20 protein-coding genes are annotated in these 24,699 nt (G+C 49.0%); 12 read left to right on the plus strand and 8 right to left on the minus strand.

Annotated features, from left to right (window positions below; genetic code table 11):
- Nucleotides 1–9: 9 nt before the first annotated feature.
- The 5 genes from qmoC to aprB form a co-directional block, all read right to left on the minus strand.
- Nucleotides 10–1,173: a quinone-interacting membrane-bound oxidoreductase complex subunit QmoC gene (gene qmoC, locus PKI34_03865; GenBank protein HNS16941.1), complete on the minus strand. Its 1,164-nt coding sequence runs from the start codon at nt 1,171–1,173 to the stop codon at nt 10–12.
- On the minus strand, nt 1,173–3,320 hold the full coding sequence (locus tag PKI34_03870; protein ID HNS16942.1) for an FAD-dependent oxidoreductase: 2,148 nt from the start codon (nt 3,318–3,320) through the stop codon (nt 1,173–1,175). Before PKI34_03870 ends, qmoC begins: the two co-directional genes overlap by 1 nt.
- A 65-nt stretch (nt 3,321–3,385) precedes the next feature.
- Nucleotides 3,386–4,612, minus strand: coding sequence for an FAD-dependent oxidoreductase (locus tag PKI34_03875; protein HNS16943.1), 1,227 nt, complete (start codon nt 4,610–4,612; stop codon nt 3,386–3,388).
- A 2-nt stretch (nt 4,613–4,614) separates the two neighbouring features.
- Nucleotides 4,615–6,495, minus strand: coding sequence for an adenylyl-sulfate reductase subunit alpha (gene aprA / locus PKI34_03880; GenBank protein HNS16944.1), 1,881 nt, complete (start codon nt 6,493–6,495; stop codon nt 4,615–4,617).
- An 11-nt stretch (nt 6,496–6,506) separates the two neighbouring features.
- Nucleotides 6,507–6,944 carry an adenylyl-sulfate reductase subunit beta gene (aprB, locus tag PKI34_03885; GenBank protein HNS16945.1) on the minus strand — a complete coding sequence of 146 codons (438 nt, stop codon included), beginning with the start codon at nt 6,942–6,944 and terminating at the stop codon, nt 6,507–6,509.
- A gap of 397 nt (nt 6,945–7,341) precedes the next feature.
- Between aprB and PKI34_03890 the strand changes: the two genes are divergently transcribed.
- Nucleotides 7,342–8,991 (plus strand): alpha-L-fucosidase, encoded by a 1,650-nt coding sequence (locus tag PKI34_03890; protein HNS16946.1) that lies wholly within the window; start codon nt 7,342–7,344, stop codon nt 8,989–8,991.
- Here the strand turns inward: PKI34_03890 and PKI34_03895 are convergent.
- A complete protein-coding gene (locus tag PKI34_03895; GenBank protein ID HNS16947.1) occupies nt 8,941–10,059 on the minus strand; it encodes an adenylate/guanylate cyclase domain-containing protein in 1,119 nt (372 codons plus the stop codon). The two genes, PKI34_03890 and PKI34_03895, sit on opposite strands and share 51 nt — an antisense overlap.
- Nucleotides 10,060–10,271: 212 nt before the next feature.
- Between PKI34_03895 and PKI34_03900 the strand changes: the two genes are divergently transcribed.
- Complete coding sequence (locus PKI34_03900) at nt 10,272–10,991, plus strand: phosphoadenylyl-sulfate reductase (protein ID HNS16948.1); 720 nt, start codon at nt 10,272–10,274, stop codon at nt 10,989–10,991.
- 70 nt (nt 10,992–11,061) lie between these two features.
- Here PKI34_03900 and PKI34_03905 read toward each other — a convergent pair whose 3' ends face one another.
- Nucleotides 11,062–12,267: a DUF1343 domain-containing protein gene (locus PKI34_03905; GenBank protein HNS16949.1), complete on the minus strand. Its 1,206-nt coding sequence runs from the start codon at nt 12,265–12,267 to the stop codon at nt 11,062–11,064.
- Nucleotides 12,268–12,296: 29 nt separating this feature from the next.
- Entirely contained in the window at nt 12,297–13,517 is a 1,221-nt protein-coding gene (locus PKI34_03910; GenBank protein ID HNS16950.1) for an ABC transporter permease, read from the minus strand.
- Nucleotides 13,518–13,625: 108 nt separating this feature from the next.
- On the opposite strand from PKI34_03910, the gene PKI34_03915 reads away from it, so the two are divergent.
- From PKI34_03915 to PKI34_03960, 10 genes are all read left to right on the plus strand, one after another.
- Nucleotides 13,626–14,546 (plus strand): DUF5009 domain-containing protein, encoded by a 921-nt coding sequence (locus PKI34_03915; GenBank protein ID HNS16951.1) that lies wholly within the window; start codon nt 13,626–13,628, stop codon nt 14,544–14,546.
- A gap of 50 nt (nt 14,547–14,596) precedes the next feature.
- Nucleotides 14,597–14,800 carry a hypothetical protein gene (locus tag PKI34_03920; protein ID HNS16952.1) on the plus strand — a complete coding sequence of 68 codons (204 nt, stop codon included), beginning with the start codon at nt 14,597–14,599 and terminating at the stop codon, nt 14,798–14,800.
- Nucleotides 14,801–14,832: 32 nt separating this feature from the next.
- Nucleotides 14,833–17,091: an ABC transporter substrate-binding protein/permease gene (locus PKI34_03925; protein ID HNS16953.1), complete on the plus strand. Its 2,259-nt coding sequence runs from the start codon at nt 14,833–14,835 to the stop codon at nt 17,089–17,091.
- The gene (locus tag PKI34_03930) at nt 17,088–18,167 is read left to right on the plus strand and encodes an amino acid ABC transporter ATP-binding protein (protein ID HNS16954.1); all 1,080 of its coding nucleotides are present in this window, start codon (nt 17,088–17,090) and stop codon (nt 18,165–18,167) included. Before PKI34_03925 ends, PKI34_03930 begins: the two co-directional genes overlap by 4 nt.
- An 82-nt stretch (nt 18,168–18,249) precedes the next feature.
- Nucleotides 18,250–19,557: a TolC family protein gene (locus tag PKI34_03935; protein HNS16955.1), complete on the plus strand. Its 1,308-nt coding sequence runs from the start codon at nt 18,250–18,252 to the stop codon at nt 19,555–19,557.
- Nucleotides 19,558–19,582: 25 nt separating this feature from the next.
- Nucleotides 19,583–20,476, plus strand: coding sequence for an HlyD family efflux transporter periplasmic adaptor subunit (locus PKI34_03940; GenBank protein ID HNS16956.1), 894 nt, complete (start codon nt 19,583–19,585; stop codon nt 20,474–20,476).
- A gap of 8 nt (nt 20,477–20,484) precedes the next feature.
- Nucleotides 20,485–21,411: an ABC transporter ATP-binding protein gene (locus PKI34_03945; GenBank protein ID HNS16957.1), complete on the plus strand. Its 927-nt coding sequence runs from the start codon at nt 20,485–20,487 to the stop codon at nt 21,409–21,411.
- A gap of 64 nt (nt 21,412–21,475) precedes the next feature.
- Nucleotides 21,476–22,213: an ABC transporter ATP-binding protein gene (locus PKI34_03950; GenBank protein HNS16958.1), complete on the plus strand. Its 738-nt coding sequence runs from the start codon at nt 21,476–21,478 to the stop codon at nt 22,211–22,213.
- 3 nt (nt 22,214–22,216) lie between these two features.
- Nucleotides 22,217–23,326, plus strand: coding sequence for an ABC transporter permease (locus PKI34_03955; GenBank protein ID HNS16959.1), 1,110 nt, complete (start codon nt 22,217–22,219; stop codon nt 23,324–23,326).
- 16 nt (nt 23,327–23,342) lie between these two features.
- Complete coding sequence (locus tag PKI34_03960; protein HNS16960.1) at nt 23,343–24,461, plus strand: ABC transporter permease; 1,119 nt, start codon at nt 23,343–23,345, stop codon at nt 24,459–24,461.
- Nucleotides 24,462–24,699 lie beyond the last annotated feature (238 nt).

Genomic DNA, 24,699 nt, shown 5'->3' on the forward strand with positions numbered 1-24,699 from the left:
TTTCGATTGTCAACTCTGAGGATTGTTTGCCGACCTGCCGACCGCCGACCTGCCGACCTGCGGACCTGCCGACCCGGAGACCTGCCGACCTGAAGCCAGGAACAGGACAGCAACGCGATAGACAAGATGCCCGAACTTGGTATAGGGCGCATAAATGATCACGATCCACACCAGGACCAGGTGGATGAAGTAGATGACATAAGCGGCCGACCAGTTGCCGAAGCGCGCCCACTCGGTCAGTATCCCCGATACAGCCAGCAACAGGAGGAAAATGAGAAAGGATCCGTCGGAATATGTGCTGTACCCGATGATATCTTTTCTGAACAAACGGTAAAAGATCATGATGCCCGTCCCGGCGATCAGGGCAAATCCGCCCACATTCCCGGCGATCTTTGCCGGATGCCATAAACTCATCGGATAATCGAAAAAGATCACATTGACGATGGCCACCAGGGTGACCAGCAACAGGAGGAGGAATCCGGAGAACACGAGCATGTGGGCTGTTGACCGGAATTTGTTCGTCTGGCATTTTCGAAACTGTTCGTGGAAAAGGATTTCTTTCAATTGATGAAAGAACCGGATATCTTTTTGATTTTTGATCTTTACTCTTTGATTTTTCCGGATATCCCTGATGAACCTACGGAATCCTTTCCAGAAAAATAAGACAACCAGAACGACAAGTGAAAGGAAGGTGCCATTCAGGAGTGGGTGAGGAAAGAGTTTTGAGTAATCCACAGGTCCATCGGGTATCTTCAGTGTCCCTGCCAGCCACAGGATACAGAGGATGATCAGGGCAGGAATGGCAACGATCACGGGCAGAAAAGCCGGTTTACCCAGCCATGCGGCCAGGAAGCGCGGAGTGGCATATTCCTGATAGTTGAGATGACGGAGGGCGGAGAGAACCGTAGCCGGCTGGACACCCCTGGGGCAGGTGACCGAGCAGTCGCCGCACTGGTGGCAGAGCCAGAGATCCGGGTCGCCGATCAGTTTTTCTTTCAGGCCCCACGATGCCCAGAGCATTTCTTTACGCGGAAACGGATTTTCTTCCGGCGAAAGTTTACAAACCACCGAGCAGGCACCACACTGCATGCATTCTTTCAAAGGAGCATTGCTGATTGACTTCACCTGCCGGATGAATAGGCGATCTGCCTTTATTTGTACAACTTTTTCCATCAGATACCCTTGAAAGGATTTGGACCAATGCGTTCGATGGTTTCCACATAATCCCGGATGATACCGGGGATCTTTTCCCAATCTGTTATTTCAATGAATTCCATGCGAATCCGATCCGGTTCCAGCATCATCGTACGAAGTGCTTCCTGGAAGTTCTCCGCCCGTTTTTGTGTCAGTTCACTGCCCTGGATGAAGTGGCACTGGTAATCTTCTCCGGGTTTGCATCCGAAGAGCATGATGCCGTCGAATCCCCTGGAGAGTGCATCCGTGATCCAGATCTTGTTTACTGAACCGATGCACCTTACCGGGATGATCCGCAAGGCAGCATCGTAGCGAAGGCGTTTCTGCCCTGCCCTGTCAAATGCCGGGTAGGCATCGTTTTCGCAGACAAATGCCAGGATACGTGGTTTTTCTTCAAATTCATCCGGAATGTGCACAGACTTGATCATGGCCGAAACGCTTTCGATACTCAGGTCGCTGAAGTCGATGATTCGTTCGGGGCAGGCACCCAGGCAGATACCGCACCGGCGGCAGCGGGTGGGATGGGGGAGAGGTGTACCTTCAGGTGTTTCATCGTAGGCGCCGAAGGGGCATTCTTCCGTGCAGCGCTTGCAGTCGGTGCAACGCTGCAGATAGAGTTCTGGAAATGAACGATCCCCTGAGCGAGGGTGCACGGCTTCTCCTCTCCGGGTAGCCTCAATGCATTGGATGGCCTTCAGTATCGCTCCTGCAGCATCTTCCGTGCAGGAGGCGCTGTCCATCGGTGCGCGGGCCGTTCCGGCGGCGTAGATCCCGGTGCGGCGGGTCTCATAGGGGAAACAGATGAAATGAGAATCGGGAAAGCCGTATTTCAATACGGGCAATCCTTCACCCTGCCGGTAAGCGATGCGAAGTTCCGAACTGTCGGAAGGGACCATTCCCGTTGCCAGCACCACCAGGTCGACATTGATGGCCAATGTTTCGCCAAAGGGAGTATTGTTCACTTCGACGGTGATCCAGCCATTTTTTTCCGCTATGCTGTTCAGGTCTCCTTTGGTCAGGAACAGCAGATCATCCTGTTGTATATGCTGGTAAAACTGCTCCAGGTGTCCGGGTGTGCGAAGGTCTTTATAGACAATGTAAACAGGCAGGTCCGGATATTTTTCACGCAGGTAGGTGGTCTGCTTCAGCGTAGTGGCACAGCAGTAATTTGAGCAGTAAGGCAGATGATCAGGATCGCGTGAGCCAGCGCACTGGACGAAGAGTACGCCGTGGACTGGTTCCTTCGGTAAAAGTCTGTCCCACTGATCCTGTCCGGCACATTTCTCCAGATCGAGCTGAGTGATGACACCATTGAGCCTGCCATATCCCAGGTGTTCCAGGTTCCTGGGATCATAAGGTTTCCAGCCGGTCGCCGTTACGATGGCTCCCGCTTGAAAGGTTTGAAGTATACCCTTTTGACGGACAGTCACCTTGAAATCACCCGGGTGTCCTGAAATGTTTTCGATCACGGAGGATTTCAATACGGTGATCCCGGGTTCAGCTCCCAGCTCTCTGATCTTCTCGCCGACAATGGGTGTTATGGGAGCCTGGAACGGTTGCAGGAACGGAATCTGTTTATGCAGATGATTCATCCATCCCCCCAGAGAGGACTCCTTTTCGACCAGTACAACCGGGTATCCTGCCCTGGCTCCTTCCAGTGCTGCTGTGATCCCGGTTATGCCACCCCCAACGATAAGAATGGTATCATCAACGTGATCAAGAAAATAGGGAGTTGGCACCTGAATATTGAGCGCTTTTGTGATCCCCATCCTCATCAGGTCGTCTGCCAGCATCCGGGTGTCATCCGTACCTACCGGCTGGCACCAGGCAACCTGTTCGCGGAGGTTCACGCGTTCGACCAGAATCTTCTGATCAAAGCTGAACCGTTCTGCATGAACCCTCGGGGTGCAGGCTCCAATCACGATCCTGTCCAGCTGGTTCGTCTGGATGTCTTCCATGATTGACCGGATGCCCTGCTCGCTGCAGAGAGCTGCGTGTGCCCTGCACGTTGCCGTAGGAAATGCGGCAGAGATGCCTTCCTGCAGCACATTGATTTTTATTGCCTGGTTAATGCCGCAACCGGTACAGATATAGATTCCTAACGTGTTGTTTGCCAAATCTTTCATTAATTCCAAATCCCAAAATCCAAATTCCAAAGAGGCTTCCCGCCTTCGGCTGATTTGAAGATCTGCTACCTGCCACCAGGAGACCTGAAGACCTGGAGACCTTTCACCACCGCCGCGGTGGCCTCTTTCACCGAAGTGGATACATCTGCCGGGTGAACTGCATTTCCCACTGCACAGAACCCATCAGGCAGTTCTCGCTTATCAATGAATCCATTCTCATTTGTTTTGACCTGCCCAAGTCCGGCAGCCTCGGGTACCATGCCGGTGGCCAGCACCAGCAGATCCACCGGTATCCTTATTTTCTTGTTTTCCAGAAGGTCTTCGGCTTCGACGATCATTGAATTGTTACGTGGTTCGACAGCAGCCACCTTTCCCTTGATCAGCTCGATCCCGGGATCAGCCTTCACCCTGGCCAGGATGTCCTCATAGCGGCCTTCCACCCTCAGGTCGATGTAGAAGATCCTGATACGGCTTTCCGGAAGTTTTTCCCGGATCAGCAGCGCCTGTTTCAGGGTCGTACCGCAACAGATACCCGAGCAATACGGCAGATGATTCCTGTCGCGTGAACCTGCACACTGGGCAAATGCAATGACGGGCGATCTTCCCAGGGTTTTTATCCAGTCATCACTCCCGAAGTAAATTTCCAGGGTGATATTGGTGATGATCTGGTCAGATGTTCCGAATGCGAGTTCAGGAATGCGAAAGGCATCATAGGGTTTCCATCCGGTGGCCAGAATCACGGAGCTGACATCCCTGGTCAGAACTTCAGGTTGTGCCTCCAGATCGATTGCTCCATAGGTACAGCACTCCTTGCAAAGGGCGCAGCTGTTTTTCAAACAAACCCCGGCATCAATTGTATACTTAAAAGGGAACATGATCTGATCCGGAATGAAGATCGCTTTTGTTTGTTTTATTCCATAGGTGAATTCATCCGATCTTTCAACAGGGCAAACAAGTTCACACTCCCCGCACGCTGTACACAGCTCATTTACATACTGCGCTGATCTTTTAATGGTTGTAATGAAGTTTCCCTTTGAGCCTGTGATTTTTTCGACCGTTGAAGAAGTAAATACCTCGATGTGCCTGTTACTTCTGATCCGCCGGTAGTTGATTTCCAGTCCGCACTGGGGAGGGCAGCGTTTTGGAAAGTATCTGTTCAGCCGTGCCACTCTTCCACCGAGGTAAGGCTGTTTTTCGACGAGGATCACCTTCAGGCCGGCCTCGGCAGCTTCCACGGCAGCGGTGATCCCGCTGATTCCGCCTCCGATGATGAGTAGTGGCTTGTGACTCATGATCAGAGCATATCGATCACTTCTCGCCGGATCATTTTCCATTCACCCGTTGAGGGATCCCTGCGGCAGTTCACAAAGCAGCGCCAGTCGTTTTTCATTTCCGGGAAGTCGGTCCGGAAATAGTATCCCGGCCACCGTGTTTCCTGCCGGTACAGCATCGTCCTGATATGCGTTTCTGCCTGGGCAAGGCGGTGGATGTTCTCCCAGCACCGCATCAGTTCATGAAGGTTTTCAGCTGCCAGGCTGTCTGCATCCTCCTTCAGCATTGCAAGGCGTTCGAGTCCTCTTTGGAGCATGGCCCCGGAAGTTCTGAACTGCGCACTCACTCCCCCGGCATATTCATCCATGATCTTCTGCAGCCTGAACATGAAGGATTTCGGTTTCAGGTACCTGGGGTTGACCTCCGGATCGATGGTATAGTTTTTATGTTCTTCGTAAAGAGCCAGCGGTTTAAGGATGACATCCCTCAGTTGCCGGATTTCCTCTTCATTCATTCCTGTGTGCAGGTTATTATCGGTACAGTAGCGAATGGCTTCTTTGGCAGCAATACGGCCTTCCGTGAAGGAGCCGGAGGAGAACTTATGGCTTGAAGCCCCGGAAGCATCTCCTGCGGCAAACAGTCCGGCAACGGTGGTCATCTGGCCGTATCCCCATTTGTAGGGATCAGGAGCCATATCTTCCGGGCCGCTGACCCATGCGCCGGAGGCACCGGAGTGGCTGCCGATGAAATAGGGTTCACACGCCGCTATCTCAGAAGGTTTTTCTTCAGGGGAGATATTTTCCGAAGCCCACAGCAGAGCCTGGCTGATGGTCATGTCAAGGAAATCCTCCCAGGCCTCGTTTTCCAGTTTTTTCAGTTCCCTGCGTGCCTCTTTCTCATCGATGATTTTAGCCACTCTGTTCTTAATGGCCTCGTCCGTGCGCATGTATATGGGATCTTTCCCATCGCGGATATCAAGCAGCATCAGGTAATTGCGGAGATTGGCCGGCAACGGCTTGGAGAGCCCGTATGGAGCCCATTTCTGCAGCTCTGACGTGCGGGTGGCCATATAATTCTCATCCAATGCGTTCCTGGCTTCGGCCTGAAACAGGAGGAACCATGCTCCGACGGGTCCGTATGCATCCTTGAACCTTACCGGTATGAAGCGAACCTCCTGACAGGTCAGCTCTGCTCCGGCGCGAAGGGTGAAATAGGTACTGGCCCCTGAATTAAAAGGCGGATACCACGATCGGCCAAGCCCTTCGCCAACCGAACGCGGCCGGAAGACGTGGACAGCTCCCCCCATGGCGGTAAGAACAGCCCTGGCATGGAAAACGTAGAATTTATTCTCCCTGACACTGAAACCAGCAGCCCCCACACAGCGTCCTTCTTTAAGAAGCGGCTCGGTGATGAAGATCCTTTCATAATAGGAACCTTTGTCTCCCAACTCGTACAGCGCATTTTTCGCTGCTTCTGCCACGATCGTCTTGTAGGATTCCCCGTTGATCATGATCTGCCAGCGGCCTTCGTTGACATAGTTTCCATCCGGATCCATCCAGATCGGTAGACCCCATTTTTCAAACAGATGCACGGATGAATCCACGTGACGGGCGATGTTTGCCACCAGGTCATCCCTGACGATACCCATCAGGTCATTTTTAACGTACCTGACGTAATCGGCTATGGAGTTCCTGCCTTCTTTCAGCCCGATGTACATATTGATGGCCGAGAGTCCCATGGCCACCGCTCCGCTCCTGTCCATAGCAGCCTTATCCACCAGCGTAACGCGCAAACCATTTTGCTTTGCCCAGTGTGCAGCTTCGAAGGCTGCTCCGCAGGCCGACATGCCGCCTCCCAGGATCAGCAGGTCGGTTTCAACCACAATCGTTTCGAAATTCTCCATCTGCTCATCGTTTAAAGTGTGGATAGATCGTTCGTTCCCAGAGAGGATGGTTCGGTGCGCAGCACAGGGCTTTTCAGATCAGTGGTTCCTGTGTCGAATCCGGCGTCAGGAGTGATGGAACCTTCCGGGGTGGTCCTGATCGGAAAACGAAAACGTTTTATCGTGTTATTCCGGAATTTGACCGTCCAGAGGATGGCATCTGTTCCACGCAGAGGTTGCACTACGGCGCCAAGAGGCACAAAATCCGCGTAACCCCTCACTTCGATGGCCTGTGTCGGGCAAATTTTCACGCAGCTGTAACATTCCCAGCACATCTCGGGTGCACGGTTGTATGCTTTATTCAAATCCGTGTTCAGGACCATCAGGTCGTTGGGGCATATATACTGGCAGGCGGTGCGGTCAAGGGATTTACATCCGTCGCATTTATCGGTGATGACAAAACTGGGCATTTTTAATTTGCAATAGGTGAAGATTCAATGTAACTGTTCAGCTCCAATCGGATTTAAATTTCACTATGAAGAATGAAGGATGAAGCATGAAATAGTAAGAATGATAAATATTTCTTATGACTTGAAGCTTGTACAAACATACCCATTTTTTAGGATTGGGTACACAAACAGGGATTATTTGTAATAATTCTAATATTATTTCCGTGAAAATCTGCGTCTTCCGTGTAGTCCGCGTTCTATCAGTGATGGAACACGGATGACACGGATGACACGGAGTATCGCGGATGAAGTGGATAAGATACTACTTACTACGATTTAGAGGTATTTTGGTACCCTGGTCATAATATTATCCTGATCATAAATAGTGAGAAAATTCTATTTTAGCGAAAAAACCAGTATGAAAATCATATTCATAATAACCACTTTGTTCTGTTGCACGTGGATCGATTTCGCCTCCAGCGGATACGAAAAAATCCACGGATGGCAATTCAACTGCCATTTCGAGGTGATTACCGGCAAACCAATAAGTGACTTGACGGGTATGGATACCCTGAGACAGCGGGCCTTTTCCCATGGCGATACTCTCAGTTCTGCTCCCAATTATTTTTTTATCGAGCCACATGATACCCAGGAAGACATCATCCGTAAAGCAGCCAGCGTTGCCCCGACCGGACGGCAGTTTACCTGGCAGCAGAACGAGTTCACTGCTTTTACCCATTTTGGCATCAATACCTTCACCGACCGGGAATGGGGAGACGGCAAGGAGGCTCCGATGTTGTTCGATCCTTCTGATTTCAATGCCCGGCAGTGGGTGAACGTGATCAAAGGGGCGGGCATGAAAATGCTGATTCTCACGGCCAAGCATCACGATGGATTTTGCCTTTGGCCCAGCAGGGTTACGGAACATTCGGTCAAAAACAGTTCCTGGAAGAATGGAAAAGGAGATATGGTGGCTGAGGTTGCCGCTGCCTGCCAGGAGGCGGGGATCAGGTTCGGTGTTTATCTGTCGCCCTGGGACCGCCACGAAGCATCCTATGGTGATTCACCGGTGTACAACGAATTTTTCCGTAACCAGCTTCGGGAGCTGTTGACGAATTATGGTGAGATCTCCGAGGTATGGTTCGATGGCGCCTGTGGGGAGGGACCCAATGGCAAACGGCAGGTATATGACTGGCCATCCTATTACCGGGTTGTCAGGGAACTGCAGCCCAATGCCGTCATCTTTGGTTTTGGACCTGACGTGCGCTGGGTGGGCACTGAATCAGGTGTCGGTAGGGAGACAGAATGGAGTGTGATTCCGGATGTCATCCAGCCGGTTGATTCCCTGTCCGAAAACAATACATTTACGGCGGATGAGATGTTCATACCCGGTGATCGGATGGCCGATGATCTGGGCAGCAGGGAAAGGCTCCTGGAAGCAAAGACTCTGTACTGGTATCCTTCTGAAGCGGATGTTTCGATCAGGCCAGGGTGGTTCTACCATGCCGGTCAGGATAGCCTGGTGAAGACGCCGCAGCAACTGGTGGACATCTATTTCAACTCCGTGGGCCGCAACTCCGTGCTGCTGCTCAATATTCCACCCGACAGACGGGGCAAGATCAGTGATCCCGATATTCAGAGCCTGGAAGGTATGCGGAGGTTACTTGACCGTATTTTTGAATCAAATTTTTTGGCGGGAGCCGCCGTATCTTCCTCAAGTGAAATAGAAGGCTTCGAAGCACGTTTTCTGACGGATGGGAATCCCGACACCTATTGGTCAGCCGATCCGGCTGAAACTACAGCCACCATTGAAATCACGCTTCAGGAGCCTCAGCTTTTTGATGTTCTGCAGCTTCGGGAAAATATCCGGGCGGGGCAGCGGATCGAACAGTTTTACCTGGAGGTGTGGCAGGGTGAGCGTTGGCAAAGGATCTGCCAAGGGACAACGGTGGGGTATCAGCGGCTTCTCAGGTTCGCACCGGTTAAGGCTCACCGGATCCGGCTGGTGATATCGCAATCACGACTGAATCCGGAGCTGATGGAGGCGGGGGTGTACAGCACTATGTAGCCGGTCGTCAGCAACCAGCCCTTCAACAATATACATATCAATATCCCCTCTGTTTTTGGCATGGATCTTACCACGGTAAATACAGATAAACTCTTCCTTGATCAATTCATAGGTAGAACCGGATATATTGACCTTTCCTGCCACACCACTTGATTCCATGCAGCTAGCGATATTGACCGTATCACCCCATATGTCATAGGCGAATTTGTTTTTGCCTACTACACCAGCTACCACAGGTCCGGTATGAATGCCTATGCGTAATTCCCAACGATCCTCTTCCGGCAGTTCACTTTTCATTCGAATATTTTCCATGTATTGGTTGATTTCCAATCCAGCTTTGACAATGTCGACAGAATTGGTGGTATTTGATTCGGGAATACCCCCGGCGCACATATAGGCATCCCCTATGGTCTTTATTTTTTCGAGATTGTGTGCATCAATGATACGATCAAATGTCATAAAAAACAGATTGAGCTTTTCGACTAACTGCTGAGGTGTCAGCTTTTCAGCTATTCTAGTAAAATTCTGAAAATCAGCAAATAGGACAGAAACCATCGTATAATGTTTTGGGATGGAATAGCCGTAATTCTTCAGTTCTTTTGCTGTTTCTTCCGGAAGAATGTTTAGAAGCAGTTTTTCGGATAGTGCCTTTTCATTTTCAATGATTTTTTTTGTCCTTCGAATGTAATTATTGCGATGGAACATACCAATGATGAGTAACAGTAATAATACTCCTATGATGCATACTCCATAGGTCATGGCCTTTTGCCGATGCATTCTGTGTGCCTGAATTTCTTTTTCCCTGATAAGACGATCAATCTGGACCTGGTTTTTATCATTAATAAAGCTAACTGTCGGTGACTGAATTCCTTTGACTATTTCATCATGATGAAGGCTATCCAGAGATCTACTCCATTGATCAGACAGGAGAGAAGTATCACTCAATATTTTTTTTGACAGCCCGAAACCCTTTGGTGAGTTGATACCCGTACTAAGTAAAAGGTACAGTAAAAGCATTGAAACGACTGTGAGAATGCATCTTTTAAAAGAAGTAGATTCAGTAAGCATAGAGTCAGGATTTAAGTGCAGTGAATCTGACGCGGCGTACGATTCCTGGGACTCATTATAATTTTTAATTAGTCTAATCAAAAATAAGCGATAATTAATTACAAATCAGTTTTTTAACATTTATTTAACAAAAAGGCAAACGAACATTCTGTTACCAGGTAATATTTTTTAATTTTACTGCCCCACGGGATTTTAATCCGGATTTTAAAGTATTGAATAATTCTTCAGACATAGCGGAACGTATTCGACAACTCAATGCTAAATTTCAAAATGCTTCCGCACAGGAGGTTCTTTCTTATTTTATAAAGACTTTTCCGGAAAAGGTTACTTTCTCTACCAGTTTAGGTGTTGAAGATCAGGTGATCACTCACCTGATCGCTTCTATGGATAAGAAAGCGAATATTTTCACACTCGATTCAGGGAGATTATTTCAAGAAACTTACGACTTGCTGCATATCACGGAAGTCCGGTATGCCATCAGGATCCACGTATTTTTCCCGAATGCGGGCAAAGTTGAAAAAATGGTCCGGGAAAAGGGGATCAACTTATTTTACGATAGTGTTGAAAACAGGAAACTGTGTTGCGAAATACGCAAAACTGACTCCCTGAAGCGGGCTCTCCGGGGTAAAGACGTCTGGATCTCCGGACTGCGGCGTGAGCAATCCTTTACCCGTAAAGATACGTTAGTGGTGGAGTGGGATGAACACTATCGTTTATTCAAGGTCAATCCCTTGGCTTACTGGACTTCAGAAATGGTATGGGACCATCTCCGCCGGTACAGGATCCCTTACAATCCCCTCCATGACAAAGGCTTTCCCAGCATAGGCTGCCAGCCGTGCACGCGTGCTGTTGAAACGGGCGAGGATATCCGGGCGGGACGGTGGTGGTGGGAAGCCGATGGACACAGGGAGTGCGGGATACACCGGAGCTGAGAGGAGAGAGGAGAGAGGAGAGAGGAGAGAGGAGAGAGGAGAAATACATTTTTAATGATTTGACTGTTTTTTATTCAGGATAAAGGAGATATTTCTGGCGGATGGATTTGAATTTGGTTAGGCCTTCCTGCCAGGAGGAGCGGATCTGTTCTTCGGTTTTTCGTTCCGTGATCTGCTGCCTGAGGGTGGAGTTGCCTGCCAGTTTATCGAAATAATCGCTGAAAAAGCTTCCCCGGTCCTTCACCTGCTTGTCCCAGTAATCATAATGATGGATCAGCCACAACAGGTTTAGCTGGCGGGATCTCTGACAGACCTCAAAGGAGCCTGTAAGGCTTGCTCCATAGCAATGCTGCCCTTCATAGGGCGGATGCAGAGCTTCTGGCCTGCTTTCAGGGGTGAACAGATAACTGCCAAGCAGGAAATAGGGGTGACCGATCACCTGGAAGGGATGGTCGGTCCCCCTGCCAACGCTGACCACGGTACCTTCAAAAAAACAGACCGATGGGTAGAGGCAGACGGCCGTGTCGTTCGGAAGGTTGGGCGATGGCGCGACAGGCAGCGAATAGCGTGTGGAATGGGTGTATCCTTCAACCGGAATCACGTTGAGTGCGGCTCTGATGCCATTGCGAAGCCATCCTTCCCCGTTGACCATCTGTGCATATTCTCCCACGGTCATCCCGTGGACAACAGGCACCGGATGCAATCCCACAAAGGATTCGTATCCATTTTCGAGCACAGGGCCGTCTACATAGTCCCCGTTGGGATTCGGCCTGTCCAGCACAATCAAGGGGATCCCGTTCTCAGCACACGCCTCCATGACGTAAGTCAGGGTTGAAATATAGGTATAGAATCGTGCTCCAACATCCTGAATGTCGAACAAAACCACCCCGATACCTTTCAGGTCGTCGGGGGCAGGTTTCTTCCGGTTCCCGTACAGCGATACGATTGGGATGCCTGTCTTCCGGTCAATCTGATTGCTGACGTCTTCTCCTGCGGCCTGCAGACCCCTGAAGCCGTGCTCGGGCGCAAAGACTTTTGCGACACGAATGCCAGCCCTGACAAGGCTGTCCACGAGGTGTACCTTCCCGATCATGGAGGTCTGGTTGGCCACGCAGGCAACTTGTTTCCCATCCAGTTCAGGGAAATATATTTCCGTCCGCTCCGCACCGACCCTCAGTTCAGGATGCGTAACAGGTAGCGTATCGTAAGTCTGCGAAACCTGCTGCTTGCAGAAACCAAGCACGAGAATCAGGCTGATTAAAATCGAATATCTCATTTCTCATTTCTCCTTTCTCCTTTCTCCTCTCAATTGAACCGTATCGCTTTCGCCGGCATGATCCGGGCAATGATGTACGAAGGCACGATCAGCATCAATGAACAGATGATCAACGTTCCAAGGTTAAGCAAAACTATGTGTACCGGGTCCAGGTTTATGGGCACTACCGACACATAATAAGATTCCTGGGGAAGCCTGATCAGGCCGAAATGCTTCTGAACAAGGCAAAGGCCAAGCCCAAGGATGTCTCCCCACAGCAAACCCTTGCCGATCAGATATAGTGCATTATAGAGAAAGATTTTTCTGACCCTCCAGTCGGTAGCACCCAGTGCTTTCAGGATACCGATCATATTGGTGCGCTCCAGGATGAGGATCAACAGGGTGGATATCATGGTGATCCCAGCCACAAGCACCATCAACACCAGGATGATGGCAACGTTCGTATCCTGCAATTCCAGCCAGTCGAACATCTGGGGATAAAGTTGCCGTATGTTCATGGCATCCAGGTCATAAGGGATCTCATTATAGACAGTCTGGGTAATCTTGTCCAGATCCCTGAAGTCATTGATCATGATTTCATATCCCGAAACCTGTCCCGGAGTCCAGTTGTTGAGTTTTTGTATGTGACCGATATCTCCCAGCACGTAGGTGTTGTCAAAATCCTCCAATCCTGTTTCGTAGATGCCTGAAATGCGGAATTTGCGACCGCGGGTAGTGTTATCGATGATAAAATACATCCGGATTTCCTGTCCCACCGATAATTCAAGACGTGAAGCCAGGTTTTTGGAAAGAATGATCGCATCTGTTTTACCCGTGTCACTCACCCGGAAAATCGTTCCTTCAGTCATTCGGCCGCCAAAAAATGACCAGTCAAAGTCACTCCCCACACCTTTCAGCACCACTCCCTCCATCTGGTCTTCCGTCTTCATGATGCCAGCCTTGATGGAAAAGGGTTGAACATGCTGAACTCCATCGATTTCCCTGATCCGGTCAAGATAAGTTTGCTCCAGTTCTACCGCTTCCGGTTCATAGGAAACGTTGGAGTCATAGCGGGTGATCTGGATGTGTGACCCGAAGCCAATGACCTTGTCGCGGATCTGTTGCTGGAAACCGGTAACGATGGCCATCGATACGATCATCGCAGCCAGTCCAAGCACAATGCTGAAGATGGTGATTCGGGTGATGGGCCGGGCGAATCCCGGTTCACCTCGTGCAACGATGCGATTGGCGATGAAGAGCTCTAAATTCATTGTTTGCAAAAATAAGAGGATTCAACTGAAAAAGATCAAAAATCAAAAAGCAAAGATTAAAGATGAAAATACCATCAATAAAGCGGAATCGGATTTCATGCCTACGACCTGGTCTTTCCGCTATTCATGTTTATATCGGGTGTAGCGATCCCTTACGCAATAACCGGAAAACTGGAGCAGGGCGAACCCAAAGCAAAACTTGCCAAAAAGGTGATCAAACGGGCTTTGATCCTGGTGTTGCTGGGATTCCTATACAATGGAATCCTTGAATTTCATTTTGCCACACAGCGGTACCCATCGGTGCTGGGGCAGATCGGGCTTGCTTACCTGATTGCCGCGCTCATCGTGGTATATTCACAAAAAATATGGGTCCGTGGTCTTTGGATTCTTGGCATTCTGGCCGGGATAGCCCTGCTCCAGCTGGCCGTGCCTGTACCGGGAGCCGGGGCGGGGATGCTTACGCCTGAAGGGTGCATCAATGGCTATATCGATCGTTTGATTTTACCGGGTACGCTTTACGGGAAGGTATTCGACCCGGAAGGCATACTGTGCATCATTTCAGCAGCTTCTGTGGTACTGATCGGATCCATGGCTGGCTTTTTACTTCGCTCCGGGCGTTTTACACCCTATAGGAATGCAATTTTTCTGGCTGCCTCGGGTGGCATCCTGATCGCTGCAGCCAGGTTTCTTTCCCCGGTTTATCCCTTCATCAAGGCTGCCTGGACGAGCACATTTGACCTGCTGACCGCAGTCATCAGCCTGGTGCTGCTGGCATTATTCTACCTGCTGGTAGATGTGTGGAAAGGTGAGAAATGGTCTTTCTTCCTGCGAGTGATCGGGATGAACTCCATCACGATCTATCTCGCTGTCCGGATGATCAACTTCAGGAACACCAGCGATTTTCTGGTGGGCGGACTCAAACGGTTATTTGGTGATTTCAGCCCCGTGATCCTCTCAATGGGACTTCTCACGCTTGAATGGATGCTCCTGTATTTTCTTTACCAAAAGAAGATTTTTCTGCGGGTGTGATATAAAATCAACTATCAAAAAGCAAAGAGCAAATTTCAAATTTGAATTCGATGAAGAGTAACTCTTTTATTTTCAGATTATCCGGGCTGGTCCTTTTCTCTTTTATCGTATTACAGCAATCCGGCGGCCAGAATCGGGTGATCTTGCATCCCGAACGTGCAAAGGACACCATCAGCAGAGAAATCTATGGTCATTTTGCCGAGCATCTTGGCCGTTGCATCTATGGCGGCATTAAATTAATGGTCAGTAGTTGAATTTTAATGTAACTTGTCGCAAAATTCATTTTATGGGTCGGACGGGTATCTTTGGTGTTATTTTCTGTTTTCTTGTACTGGTATCGTGTCAGAAAAAAACGACAACCATTACTGATCTTTCGATGCTGGAGGGAGGAAAGGCGTTTGCCGTTCCGACGGGGACTGTGGCGGACCAGTTTGTGCTGAAGAGATTTCCGGATGCTCAGATCAAGTATTTCAATACGGTGCTGGATTGCGCTCTGGCAGTCAAAACCGGCAAAGCTGATGCAGCCGTGTACGACAAACCCATCCTGCAGAACATAGCGGCCAAGAACGACGGACTGGTGGTCTTACCGGAGATGCTGTTTGATGATCAGTACGGTTTTGCGGTCCAGCTGGAAAACCAGGGGCTGAAAACGGCCATGGATGACGTGCTGGCAGAGCTTCAATCCAATGGCATTTATGATGACATGATGCAGCGTTGGTTCCCGGGGCACGGTGATCCTTCGCCCATGCCTTTGATCGAATGGGACGGACAGGATGGGGTCCTTCGGTTCGGAACAGCAGCCGTCACTGAACCCATGTCGTTCGTTGATGCCAGTCATGAAGTCGTCGGATTTGACATCGAATTTGCCGCCCGCATTGCAAAGAAACTGAACAAACGTTTGGAGATCGTCGATATGGAATTCGGTGCCATGTTGCCTGCCCTTATTGCCGGCAAGGTGGATATGATTGGCGCCGGACTGTCCATCACGGAAGAAAGGGCAAAAAAAGTGCTTTTCTCCAAAAGTTATTACCCCAGTGGTATAGCTGCGCTTGTCAAAGGGCAGCTCCTAAACGAAAAAGCCATTGCTGTCGGAAAATTCACAACAGTTGACGACATCAGGGATAAGCGGATCGCCGTTCTGCTTGGCTCCATCTACGATGGATATGTGAACAAGACCTATCCTGAAGCAAAAGTATTTCAGTATCAAAATGTTACCGATATTCTGACCGCTTTGAAGACTGACAAGGCTGATGTGACCTTTTATGACCATATTTCGTTGCCTGAAATTCTGAATGAAAATCCGGACCTGGGAATCCTGGCGCAGGATGTGTTTTTTGCAGGAATCGCTGCCGGCTTTAACGAGGAAAATGATACGCTAAGGGAGCATTTCAATGCATTCCTTCAGACCATCAAAACCAATGGCATCTATGACGATATGACCAGCCGCTGGATCGATGAAGGAGTGAAAGAAATGCCGGATATCATCCTAACGTCTTCTTCCGGCTCATTGAGGGCAGGTGTGGTCGGTGACCTGGGAATGCCGTTCTCACTTTACCAGGAAGGAGAAATCACCGGGTTCGACATTGAGCTCGGGAAACGGTTTGCTGCTTATCTGGGAAAGGAATACATCCCGGTGGATATGCCATTCGGCAGCCTGATCGCTGCCATCTCCTCCGGTAAAATAGATCTCATCACGGCTACGATGATGATCACGGAAGAAAGGGAAAAAAGAATTGATTTTTCTGACCCATACCATCGTTCCGGGGCCACGTTGATCGCCTTGAAAAAGAACCTGTCGGCCTACCGGGATGAAGATGCCGGTGAGACCGGCAAATCCTTCCTGGGCAAGATGGCCGAAAGCTTTCACGATAACATGGTTCTGGAAAAAAGGTATCTGCTGATCCTGAATGGGTTGAAAACCACGGTGATTATCTCCCTCTTTTCAGCTATCCTGGGCACCCTGCTGGGTGGGATTATCTGTTTTATGAGAATGTCGAAGAAAAGAATCCTTTCCGGTATCGCCGGCCTGTTTATAACCCTGATACGGGGTACCCCTGTGCTGGTGCTGCTGATGATCATTTTTTACATCATCTTTGCTTCAGTGAACATCAATCCGGTGATTGCTGCCATCATTGCCTTCGGCATCAATTTCGGTGCGTACGTGTCGGAAATGTTCCGGACCTCCATCCAGAGCATCGACAGGGGGCAGAAGGAAGCAGGTATTGCATCCGGATTTTCCAAAGTTCAAACTTTCATCCATATCATTATGCCCCAGGCATTGCGCCAGGTGCTCCCGGTTTACAAGGGAGAGTTCATTTCAATGGTAAAAATGACCTCCATCGTCGGTTATGTGGCTGTCCAGGATCTGACCAAAGCAAGCGATATTATCCGAAGCCGCACCTTTGATGCTTTTTTCCCGCTCATCATGGCAGCAGTCATCTATTTGCTGATTGCTTGGCTGTTGACCTGGGCGCTGAGCCGGGTGGAAATCTCGGTAGATCCTAAACGAAAACGCTTAAGGAAAGAAGTGGAGGTAAGGGTATGATCATCGTCAGAAATCTTTCAAAACATTTTGGCAGCCTGGTTGTCTTGCGTGATGTCAATGTAGAAATCCGGAAAAGTGAGATCATTACCATCATTGGTCCTTCCGGATCCGGGAAAAGCACCTTCCTCCGTTGCCTTAACCTGCTTGAGACCCCAACGGGGGGAAGCATTCTGATCGACGCGATCCCCTTGCTCGGCAGTAAGACGGATGTCCCAAAACTCAGGCAGAAGATGGGCATGGTCTTCCAGTCGTTCAACCTGTACTCCCATTTATCAGTGCTGGAGAACCTGACCCTTGGGCCGGTCAAATTGCGGGGCATGAAACGGTTGGAAGCCAGCAGAAAAGCGATGGAACTGCTCAAGCTGGTGGGTTTGACGGAAAAGGCGAACAGTTTTCCGGACGAACTGTCCGGCGGGCAGAAACAGCGCGTGGCCATTGCCCGCTGTATGGCCATGGAACCGGAGATCCTGCTTTTCGATGAACCCACTTCAGCCCTTGATCCGACGATGGTCAGTGAAGTACTCGCTGTGATCCGCCGCCTGGCGAAGGAAGGCATCACCATGGTGATCGTTACGCACGAGATGGGGTTTGCAAGGAACATTTCAAGCCGTGTCCTTTATATGGATGAAGGGATCATCTATGAAGAGGGCCCGCCGGAGCAGATCTTTGAAAATCCACAGAAAGGGAAGACCAGGGCTTTCATCCACCGGATCCGCAGCTGGCACTATGCCATTTCCAGCAGGGATTATGACCTGTACCACCTGCAGGCTGATCTGGAGGCATTCTGCGACAAGCATATGCTGCCTCAAAAGACAAAAGACGTTCTGGTGCATATTGCAGAAGAGGTGCTTGGAATTCAATCTGATTATACGGATCTTAGCCTGAACCTCCATTTTTCTGAAAAGGACGGCAACCTTGAAATGGTCTGTGAAAGCGCCGGTGCACCTGTCAATCCACTTGCGGATGGCACGCTGGAGGATGAAATAGGATTAAGGCTGATCAGGGCACGGTCGGAAAGTGTTGAGTACAAATTTGAGGGTGAGAAAAATATCCTATCTCTGAGAATTAAAAGCTGAGGGAACCGGATCGAAATCTGTAATTTTTGCGTTAAAAAACAAGAACCCGTATTATTCTGTCATTGTATATAAAAAAGAGAAAATGATAAAACGAAAAAGAAATTCAAAAGGACCGGCGGACGCAAGCCCGGGACTTTTGGCTATGAGTATTTTACTCCTGTGTTCATCTTTTTCTTTCTCACAATCAGCGACCGTTCTGAACATCGACAGCTGTTATTTTCTGGCCGAAAGGAACTATCCCTTGATCAGGCAATATGACCTCATTGAAAAAACAAAAGAGTATACGATTTCAAACGCCCATAAAGCCTATCTTCCCCAGATAAGCATTACAGGGATCGGTGCCTACATCATCAGTGGATTGCCGAGCATTGATATCCCAATGATGGAACCTGCTGAAGAACACGATTTTCAATTCATTGGCATCGGCCAGATCCAGCAAACCATCTGGGATGGCGGAGCTACCCGTACACAAAAAGAGGTAGCTACAGCAAATGCTGCAGCTGAAAGCGCAAATGCAGATGTCTCCATTTATGAAGTTCGTGAACGTGTCAATCAGCTGTATTTCGGAATATTACTGATCGATGAGCAACTCAGGCAGCTTTCCATCCTGAACGACAACCTGGCTCGCGGCTTGAACAGTGCCAAGCTGACCAAGGAACAGGGATTGACTTACCAGACAGATGTGGATGAGGTGAGGACCGAACTGCTGAATGCCGGCCAGAGGCAAATTGAATTCAATTTCGCACGGAAGGGATATGTGGATATGCTTGCCTTCATGATGGGTACCGAACTCCCGGACAGTGTACAACTGGAAACGCCACTGGCTGTGGAATCTTACGCGTCGTTGACCGTAAGCAGGCCCGAGTTGACCGTATTTTCCAGCCAGCTAAAGCTGATCGAAGCAACATCTTCATTTGACAAGGTCAGTGTCATGCCGAAATTTGGATTGATGGGTGCCGGAATTTTAATGGAGCCCGGCATGAGTTTCGCCACGGAAACCTTATCATCGCTGGCTCTTGCAGGATTGAGCGTATCATGGAATACCGCAGGATTATATAAATTATCAAACAATAAAAAACTCAATCAGCTGAAAATGGACCTGATCACCAACCAGCAGGAAACGTTCCTGTTCAACAACCATCTGCAATTGATGCAGCTCTCAAGCGAAATCGAAAAACAAAATGCCATCCTCGGCAATGATGATGAAATGGTATCATTGAGGGGCAAGATCAAAAACGGTTATCAGCTGAAATACGACAACGGCATTTGTTCGATGAATGAATTGATCAGCGCCATCAACAAGGAAAGTGAAGCCAGAAGCGCACGGGCATTGCATCAAATGCAACTGCTCATGAGCCTTTATGACTACAAAATAAAAACCGGTCATTGATTAAAACCTAATAAACGTTCTGATTATGAAATACAGGTTTATATTATTTCCAGTTATCAGTTTGCTTGTGATTTCCTGCAATGACCAAAATCATGAATTCGATGCTGCAGGTAATTTTGAAGCAGTTGAGACCATGGTTTCTGCAGAGGCAAATGGGAAAATCCTCGCGTTTGACATCAGGGAAGGTGAATTGCTGAAGCAAGGTCAACTGGTCGGCCATATTGACAGCACACAGCTCTATCTGTCGAAATTACAGCTGGAGCAAAACCGTAAGGCGATCCTGTCGGGCAGGCCCGATATCAAGACCCAGCTGGAATCCCTCCGGAAAGAGCTGACCAATGCAATGGATGACAGGGACCGTATTGAGAATCTTGTAAAAGGTGAGGTCGCATCCCAAAAGCAACTGGATGATGCCAATACGCGGATCGATATCCTTCGCTCAAAAATAGAAGCGCAGAAAAGCGTCCTGACAACCAGTACCAATACGTTGACGGAACAAAGCAGTACGGTGGAGATTCAGCAGGCGATCGTTGAGGATCAGCTCCGTAAGTGCAAGATCGTCAATCCGGTCGATGGCACCGTGCTTACCAAATACGCCGAACCTTTTGAAATGGCATCCCAGGGCCGGCCGCTTTACAAAATTGCTGATCTGGAGCATATGTTCATCAGGATTTATGTCAGCGAAACACAGCTTTCACAGATCAAACTCGGACAGAAGGTTGACGTACTCATCGACAGCAGCAGGAAAGATTTCAAAAAGTATGAAGGCACCATCAGCTGGATATCTTCCAGGGCTGAGTTTACGCCCAAGATCATTCAGACAAAGGAAGAACGTGTAACCCTGGTTTACGCCGTAAAGGTGCTGGTCAAAAATGATGGCTACCTGAAAATCGGCATGCCAGGGGAAGTGAATTTTTAATTGGATCCATGTCAACAGACAGTTTCATTTCGGTCCGACAGTTAACCAAGTCATTCGGTGCAGTCAAAGCCCTGAACGATATCTCATTTGATGTAAGCAAAGGCGAGATCTTCGGTTTTATCGGTCCCGACGGAGCCGGTAAAACAACACTTTTCAGGATCCTGACCACCCTGCTTCTTCCTGATGAGGGAGAAACCACCGTGATGGGACTCGATTGCAGGACCGGCTTCAGGGAACTCCGCAAAAACATTGGTTATATGCCCGGGAGATTCAGCCTTTACCTGGATCTGTCAGTTGAGGAAAATCTGAATTTCTATGCGACGGTCTTTGGGACCACCGTTCAGGAGAACTACGATCTTATCCGTGACATTTATTCGCACATTGAACCTTTTAAAAAGAGGCTTGCAGGAAAATTATCGGGCGGCATGAAGCAGAAGCTTGCCTTATCCTGTGCGCTGATCCATAAACCGGACTTGCTTGTCCTGGATGAGCCTACCACCGGAGTTGATGCTGTGTCACGCTCGGAATTTTGGGAGATGCTGAAAAAATTGAGGCCGTATAATATAACAATCATTGTATCAACCCCTTATATGGATGAGGCCATGCAGTGCGACAGAGTGGCGCTGATCCAGGATGGACAGCTCCTATCCGTTGACCCACCGGAAAAAATTAGGGACGGATTCAGCAGAAAGCTCTTCAGTGTTCAGGCACCGGGAAAATACAAGCTGATCAATGCCCTGCGGAGTCATCCGGGAATCAACACCGCTTACCCTTTCGGAGACGCCGTACATATTACGTTTAAAGATGATGATTTTGACGATGCGATCCATTCCTATCTGAACAAAATGGGCATCCAGGATGTAACGATCCGTGAAATCCGGGCTGGGATTGAGGACAGGTTTCTGGAGTTGATGGAGGGAAGGCATAAGGCATAAGGCACAAAGGCACAAAGGATAAAGATATGGGAGAATCCCGTAGGGATTCCAGTATGGTAGAAAAATGAAAAAAATCAAGGTCATATCGGTTCGGGATCTGGTGAAGAAGTTTGGAAGCTTCGTTGCCAATGATCACCTGAATTTCGAGGTCTTTGAAGGTGAGATCTTTGGTTTCCTGGGTGCGAACGGAGCAGGTAAGACGACCGCCATCCGGATACTATCAGGATTGTTGGAACCCACCTCGGGCGATGTCATTGTCGCAGGATTCAATGCAAAGAGACATCCCGAGAAGATAAAGAAGAACATCGGTTACATGTGCCAGAAGTTTTCGCTGTATGAGGATCTGACGGTCAGGGAGAACATCATGCTTTACGGTGGCATCTATGGGATGAAACGGAACCTGATCAAGGAAAGAACCGCGATGCTCCTGCAAAAGCTGGATTTTGGAGAATACGGTGACAGGATGATCTCCGCCCTGCCTCTTGGATTGAGACAGAAACTCGCCTTCTCAGTGGCGGTTCTGCACGAACCGAAAATTGTCTTTCTCGATGAACCCACTGGCGGGGTTGATCCCATAACCAGGCGTCAGTTCTGGGAGATGATCTATGAAACGGCAGCCAGGGGCATCACGGTCTTTGTCACCACACATTACATGGATGAAGCCGAATATTGTGACCGTGTCTCCATCATGAGCGAAGGCAGGATTGTGGCACTGGATACGCCAGCTGGCTTGAAAAAGCACTATGCGGTGGATTCGGTGGAGGAAGTGTTCATAAAAATAGCCCGTCCCACAAAGAACTGAGCTATGAAACGATTCATCGGGTTTGTCAAGAAAGAGTTCCTGCATATCTTCAGGGATTACCGCACGATGATCATCCTATTCGGGATCCCTGCAGCCCAGATACTGCTGTTCGGATTCGTGGTGAGAACTGACCTGGAAAATGCCCGGATTGCCTTTCTTGATCTTTCCCGGGATGAAATGACTCTGAAAATTTCCGACAAAATTTGTTCATCAGGATTATTCACCAGGGATGAAAACCTGTTGAGCTATCGTGATGTAGATAAAGTGCTCAGGGGTAGTAAAATCAAGGCAGTGGTCATCTTTGAGGAGAATTTCAGCCGGAAGCTTACTGCCGAGGGCAAAGCGGCCATCAGCATCATCACCGACGGTTCGGAGCCTAACATGGCAACCCTTACGACAAATTCAATAACGGCAATCGTAAGCGCTTTCAACCTTGAGCTGGCAGGGAGCTCCGCTGCGGGGACCTTTCTGGTGCAGCCCGAAGTGAGGATGTTCTACAATCCTTCCCTCAAAAGCCAGTTCATGTTCGTGCCGGGGGTCATCACCCTGATCATGATCCTGATCTGTGCCCTGATGACATCCATTACCATTACACGTGAAAAGGAATTCGGGACGATGGAGGTCCTGCTCGTATCCCCCATGAGGCCGTTCCAGATCATTCTGGGTAAAGTCATTCCGTATTTTATCCTTTCCTTTGCCGATGTGATCATCATCTTATTGCTTTCCTGGCTGGTCTTTGACTTGCCGGTAAAGGGAAGCCTGGCCCTGCTTCTCGCGGAAGCGATGCTTTATATCCTGATGAGCCTTTCACTGGGCATCTTGATTTCGACGGTGTCGAAAACCATGCAGCAGGCCATTTTTATATCGCTGGTGGGCCTGATGCTTCCGACAATCCTCCTTTCCGGGTTCATCTTCCCCATCGAGAATATGCCGAACGTATACGGATGGATCAGCTCCATTTTACCCCCGCGCTATTTTATCGTGATCATCAAGAACATCATGATCAAAGGGACGGGTTTTCTTAATGTCTGGAAAGAAACACTGATACTTGTTCTTTTTACACTGGCATTCATCGGATTGGCTGTCAGAAATTTCAAAATAAGGTTGCAGTAAATCAGGAGAATAAAGAATGAGGACGATCTTGTACCTGATAAGGAAAGAATTTCTTCAGATCTTCAGGGATAAATTCATCGGGAAGGCCATTTTTGCCATCCCGATCGTTCAAATGCTGGTGTTGGTCCCTGCTGTGACCTTTGAAATCAAAAATGTCAGGCTGTGCATTGTTGACAGGGATTTGACCACCGAATCAAGAGGGCTGGTAAGTCAACTGGAGGGGTCAACTTTTTTCAGGGTCAGGTATTCAACATTCTCTGAAGAAGTAGCCAACGACCTGTTGAGCAGGGATAAATGCGATGCCATTGTGCAGATACCGTACGGCTTCGGAAAAGAAACCGGCCAAGGGAATCCCGTCAGCATATTTGTCTCGGCCAATGCGATCAATGCTTCCAGTGCCCAGCTTTCGTGGGCATACCTGAATGGGGTGATCGGTGATTACAACAAAAACATCATCGCTGAAACCGCAGGCATGGGGAATTTACCATCCATACCCCAGATACAGGTCACCAACAGGTACTGGTACAACGAAATGCTCAATTACAAATACTATATGCTGCCGGGAATCCTTGGCATACTGGTACTGGCCATAGGATTCCTTCTGGCAGGACTTAACCTGGTCAAGGAAAAAGAGAGCGGCACCATTGAGCAGATCAATGTTACCCCGGTGAAAAAGTATCAGTTCATCGTTGCCAAAATGGTACCCTTTCTGGTCATAGGTCTGGTGGACCTTGCCCTGGGATTGGCGCTGGGAAAGCTGGCTTTCAACATACCGTTTGAAGGGAATGTGGCCCTTCTTTTTCTTTGTTCGGCCATTTTCCTGGTGTCCGTTCTCGGGCTTGCCCTTTTGCTCTCCACTTTTTCAAGTACCCAGCAGCAATTCATGTTCACCGCATTCTTTTTCATGATCGTTTTTATCCTGATGAGCGGTGTTTTCACACCGCTGGAGAGCATGCCGGCGTGGGCACAGAAGATTGACCTGATCAATCCCGTCGTTTATGTGATGCGAATTAACAGGATGGTCTTGCTCAAAGGATCCACGTTTCATGACATTAGCATGGAAATCTATGCCCTGACGGCGATTGCAACCGGATTCACTGCCCTGGCCATCAACCGGTACAGAAAGACGGTGTGATTCATTAATTTGTGATTCAGTATTTATGATTTTGTATTTATTTAAGGATTGGGGTTCCCGCTTGCGCGGGAATGACATTCATCATTTGGGAGTCAAGGGAGGTGGATTAAAATTGCTGGCAATTTTAATCCACCTCCCTTGTTCTCAACGGCACAGGTCATCCCTGCGAAAGCAGGGATCCAGGGAGATGTGATTTTCAGTTTCCTTGCCTGGTGCATTTGTATCGCGTGCCGATATA

The organism is Bacteroidales bacterium (genome assembly GCA_035342335.1).
In the GTDB taxonomy this organism is placed as follows: Bacteria; Bacteroidota; Bacteroidia; order Bacteroidales; family JAGONC01; genus JAGONC01.

Excerpts from the sequence above, each read along its gene's own strand:
- qmoC (HNS16941.1), bottom strand. The coding sequence starts at position 1,173 with ATGGAAAAAGTTGTACAAATAAAGGCAGATCGCCTATTCATCCGGCAG.
- PKI34_03870 (HNS16942.1), bottom strand. The coding sequence starts at position 3,320 with ATGAAAGATTTGGCAAACAACACGTTAGGAATCTATATCTGTACCGGT.
- PKI34_03875 (HNS16943.1), bottom strand. The coding sequence starts at position 4,612 with ATGAGTCACAAGCCACTACTCATCATCGGAGGCGGAATCAGCGGGATC.
- aprA (HNS16944.1), bottom strand. The coding sequence starts at position 6,495 with ATGGAGAATTTCGAAACGATTGTGGTTGAAACCGACCTGCTGATCCTG.
- aprB (HNS16945.1), bottom strand. The coding sequence starts at position 6,944 with ATGCCCAGTTTTGTCATCACCGATAAATGCGACGGATGTAAATCCCTT.
- PKI34_03890 (HNS16946.1), top strand. The coding sequence starts at position 7,342 with ATGAAAATCATATTCATAATAACCACTTTGTTCTGTTGCACGTGGATC.
- PKI34_03895 (HNS16947.1), bottom strand. The coding sequence starts at position 10,059 with ATGCTTACTGAATCTACTTCTTTTAAAAGATGCATTCTCACAGTCGTT.
- PKI34_03905 (HNS16949.1), bottom strand. The coding sequence starts at position 12,267 with ATGAGATATTCGATTTTAATCAGCCTGATTCTCGTGCTTGGTTTCTGC.
- PKI34_03910 (HNS16950.1), bottom strand. The coding sequence starts at position 13,517 with ATGAATTTAGAGCTCTTCATCGCCAATCGCATCGTTGCACGAGGTGAA.
- PKI34_03920 (HNS16952.1), top strand. The coding sequence starts at position 14,597 with ATGAAGAGTAACTCTTTTATTTTCAGATTATCCGGGCTGGTCCTTTTC.
- PKI34_03925 (HNS16953.1), top strand. The coding sequence starts at position 14,833 with ATGGGTCGGACGGGTATCTTTGGTGTTATTTTCTGTTTTCTTGTACTG.
- PKI34_03930 (HNS16954.1), top strand. The coding sequence starts at position 17,088 with ATGATCATCGTCAGAAATCTTTCAAAACATTTTGGCAGCCTGGTTGTC.
- PKI34_03935 (HNS16955.1), top strand. The coding sequence starts at position 18,250 with ATGATAAAACGAAAAAGAAATTCAAAAGGACCGGCGGACGCAAGCCCG.
- PKI34_03940 (HNS16956.1), top strand. The coding sequence starts at position 19,583 with ATGAAATACAGGTTTATATTATTTCCAGTTATCAGTTTGCTTGTGATT.
- PKI34_03945 (HNS16957.1), top strand. The coding sequence starts at position 20,485 with ATGTCAACAGACAGTTTCATTTCGGTCCGACAGTTAACCAAGTCATTC.
- PKI34_03950 (HNS16958.1), top strand. The coding sequence starts at position 21,476 with ATGAAAAAAATCAAGGTCATATCGGTTCGGGATCTGGTGAAGAAGTTT.
- PKI34_03955 (HNS16959.1), top strand. The coding sequence starts at position 22,217 with ATGAAACGATTCATCGGGTTTGTCAAGAAAGAGTTCCTGCATATCTTC.
- PKI34_03960 (HNS16960.1), top strand. The coding sequence starts at position 23,343 with ATGAGGACGATCTTGTACCTGATAAGGAAAGAATTTCTTCAGATCTTC.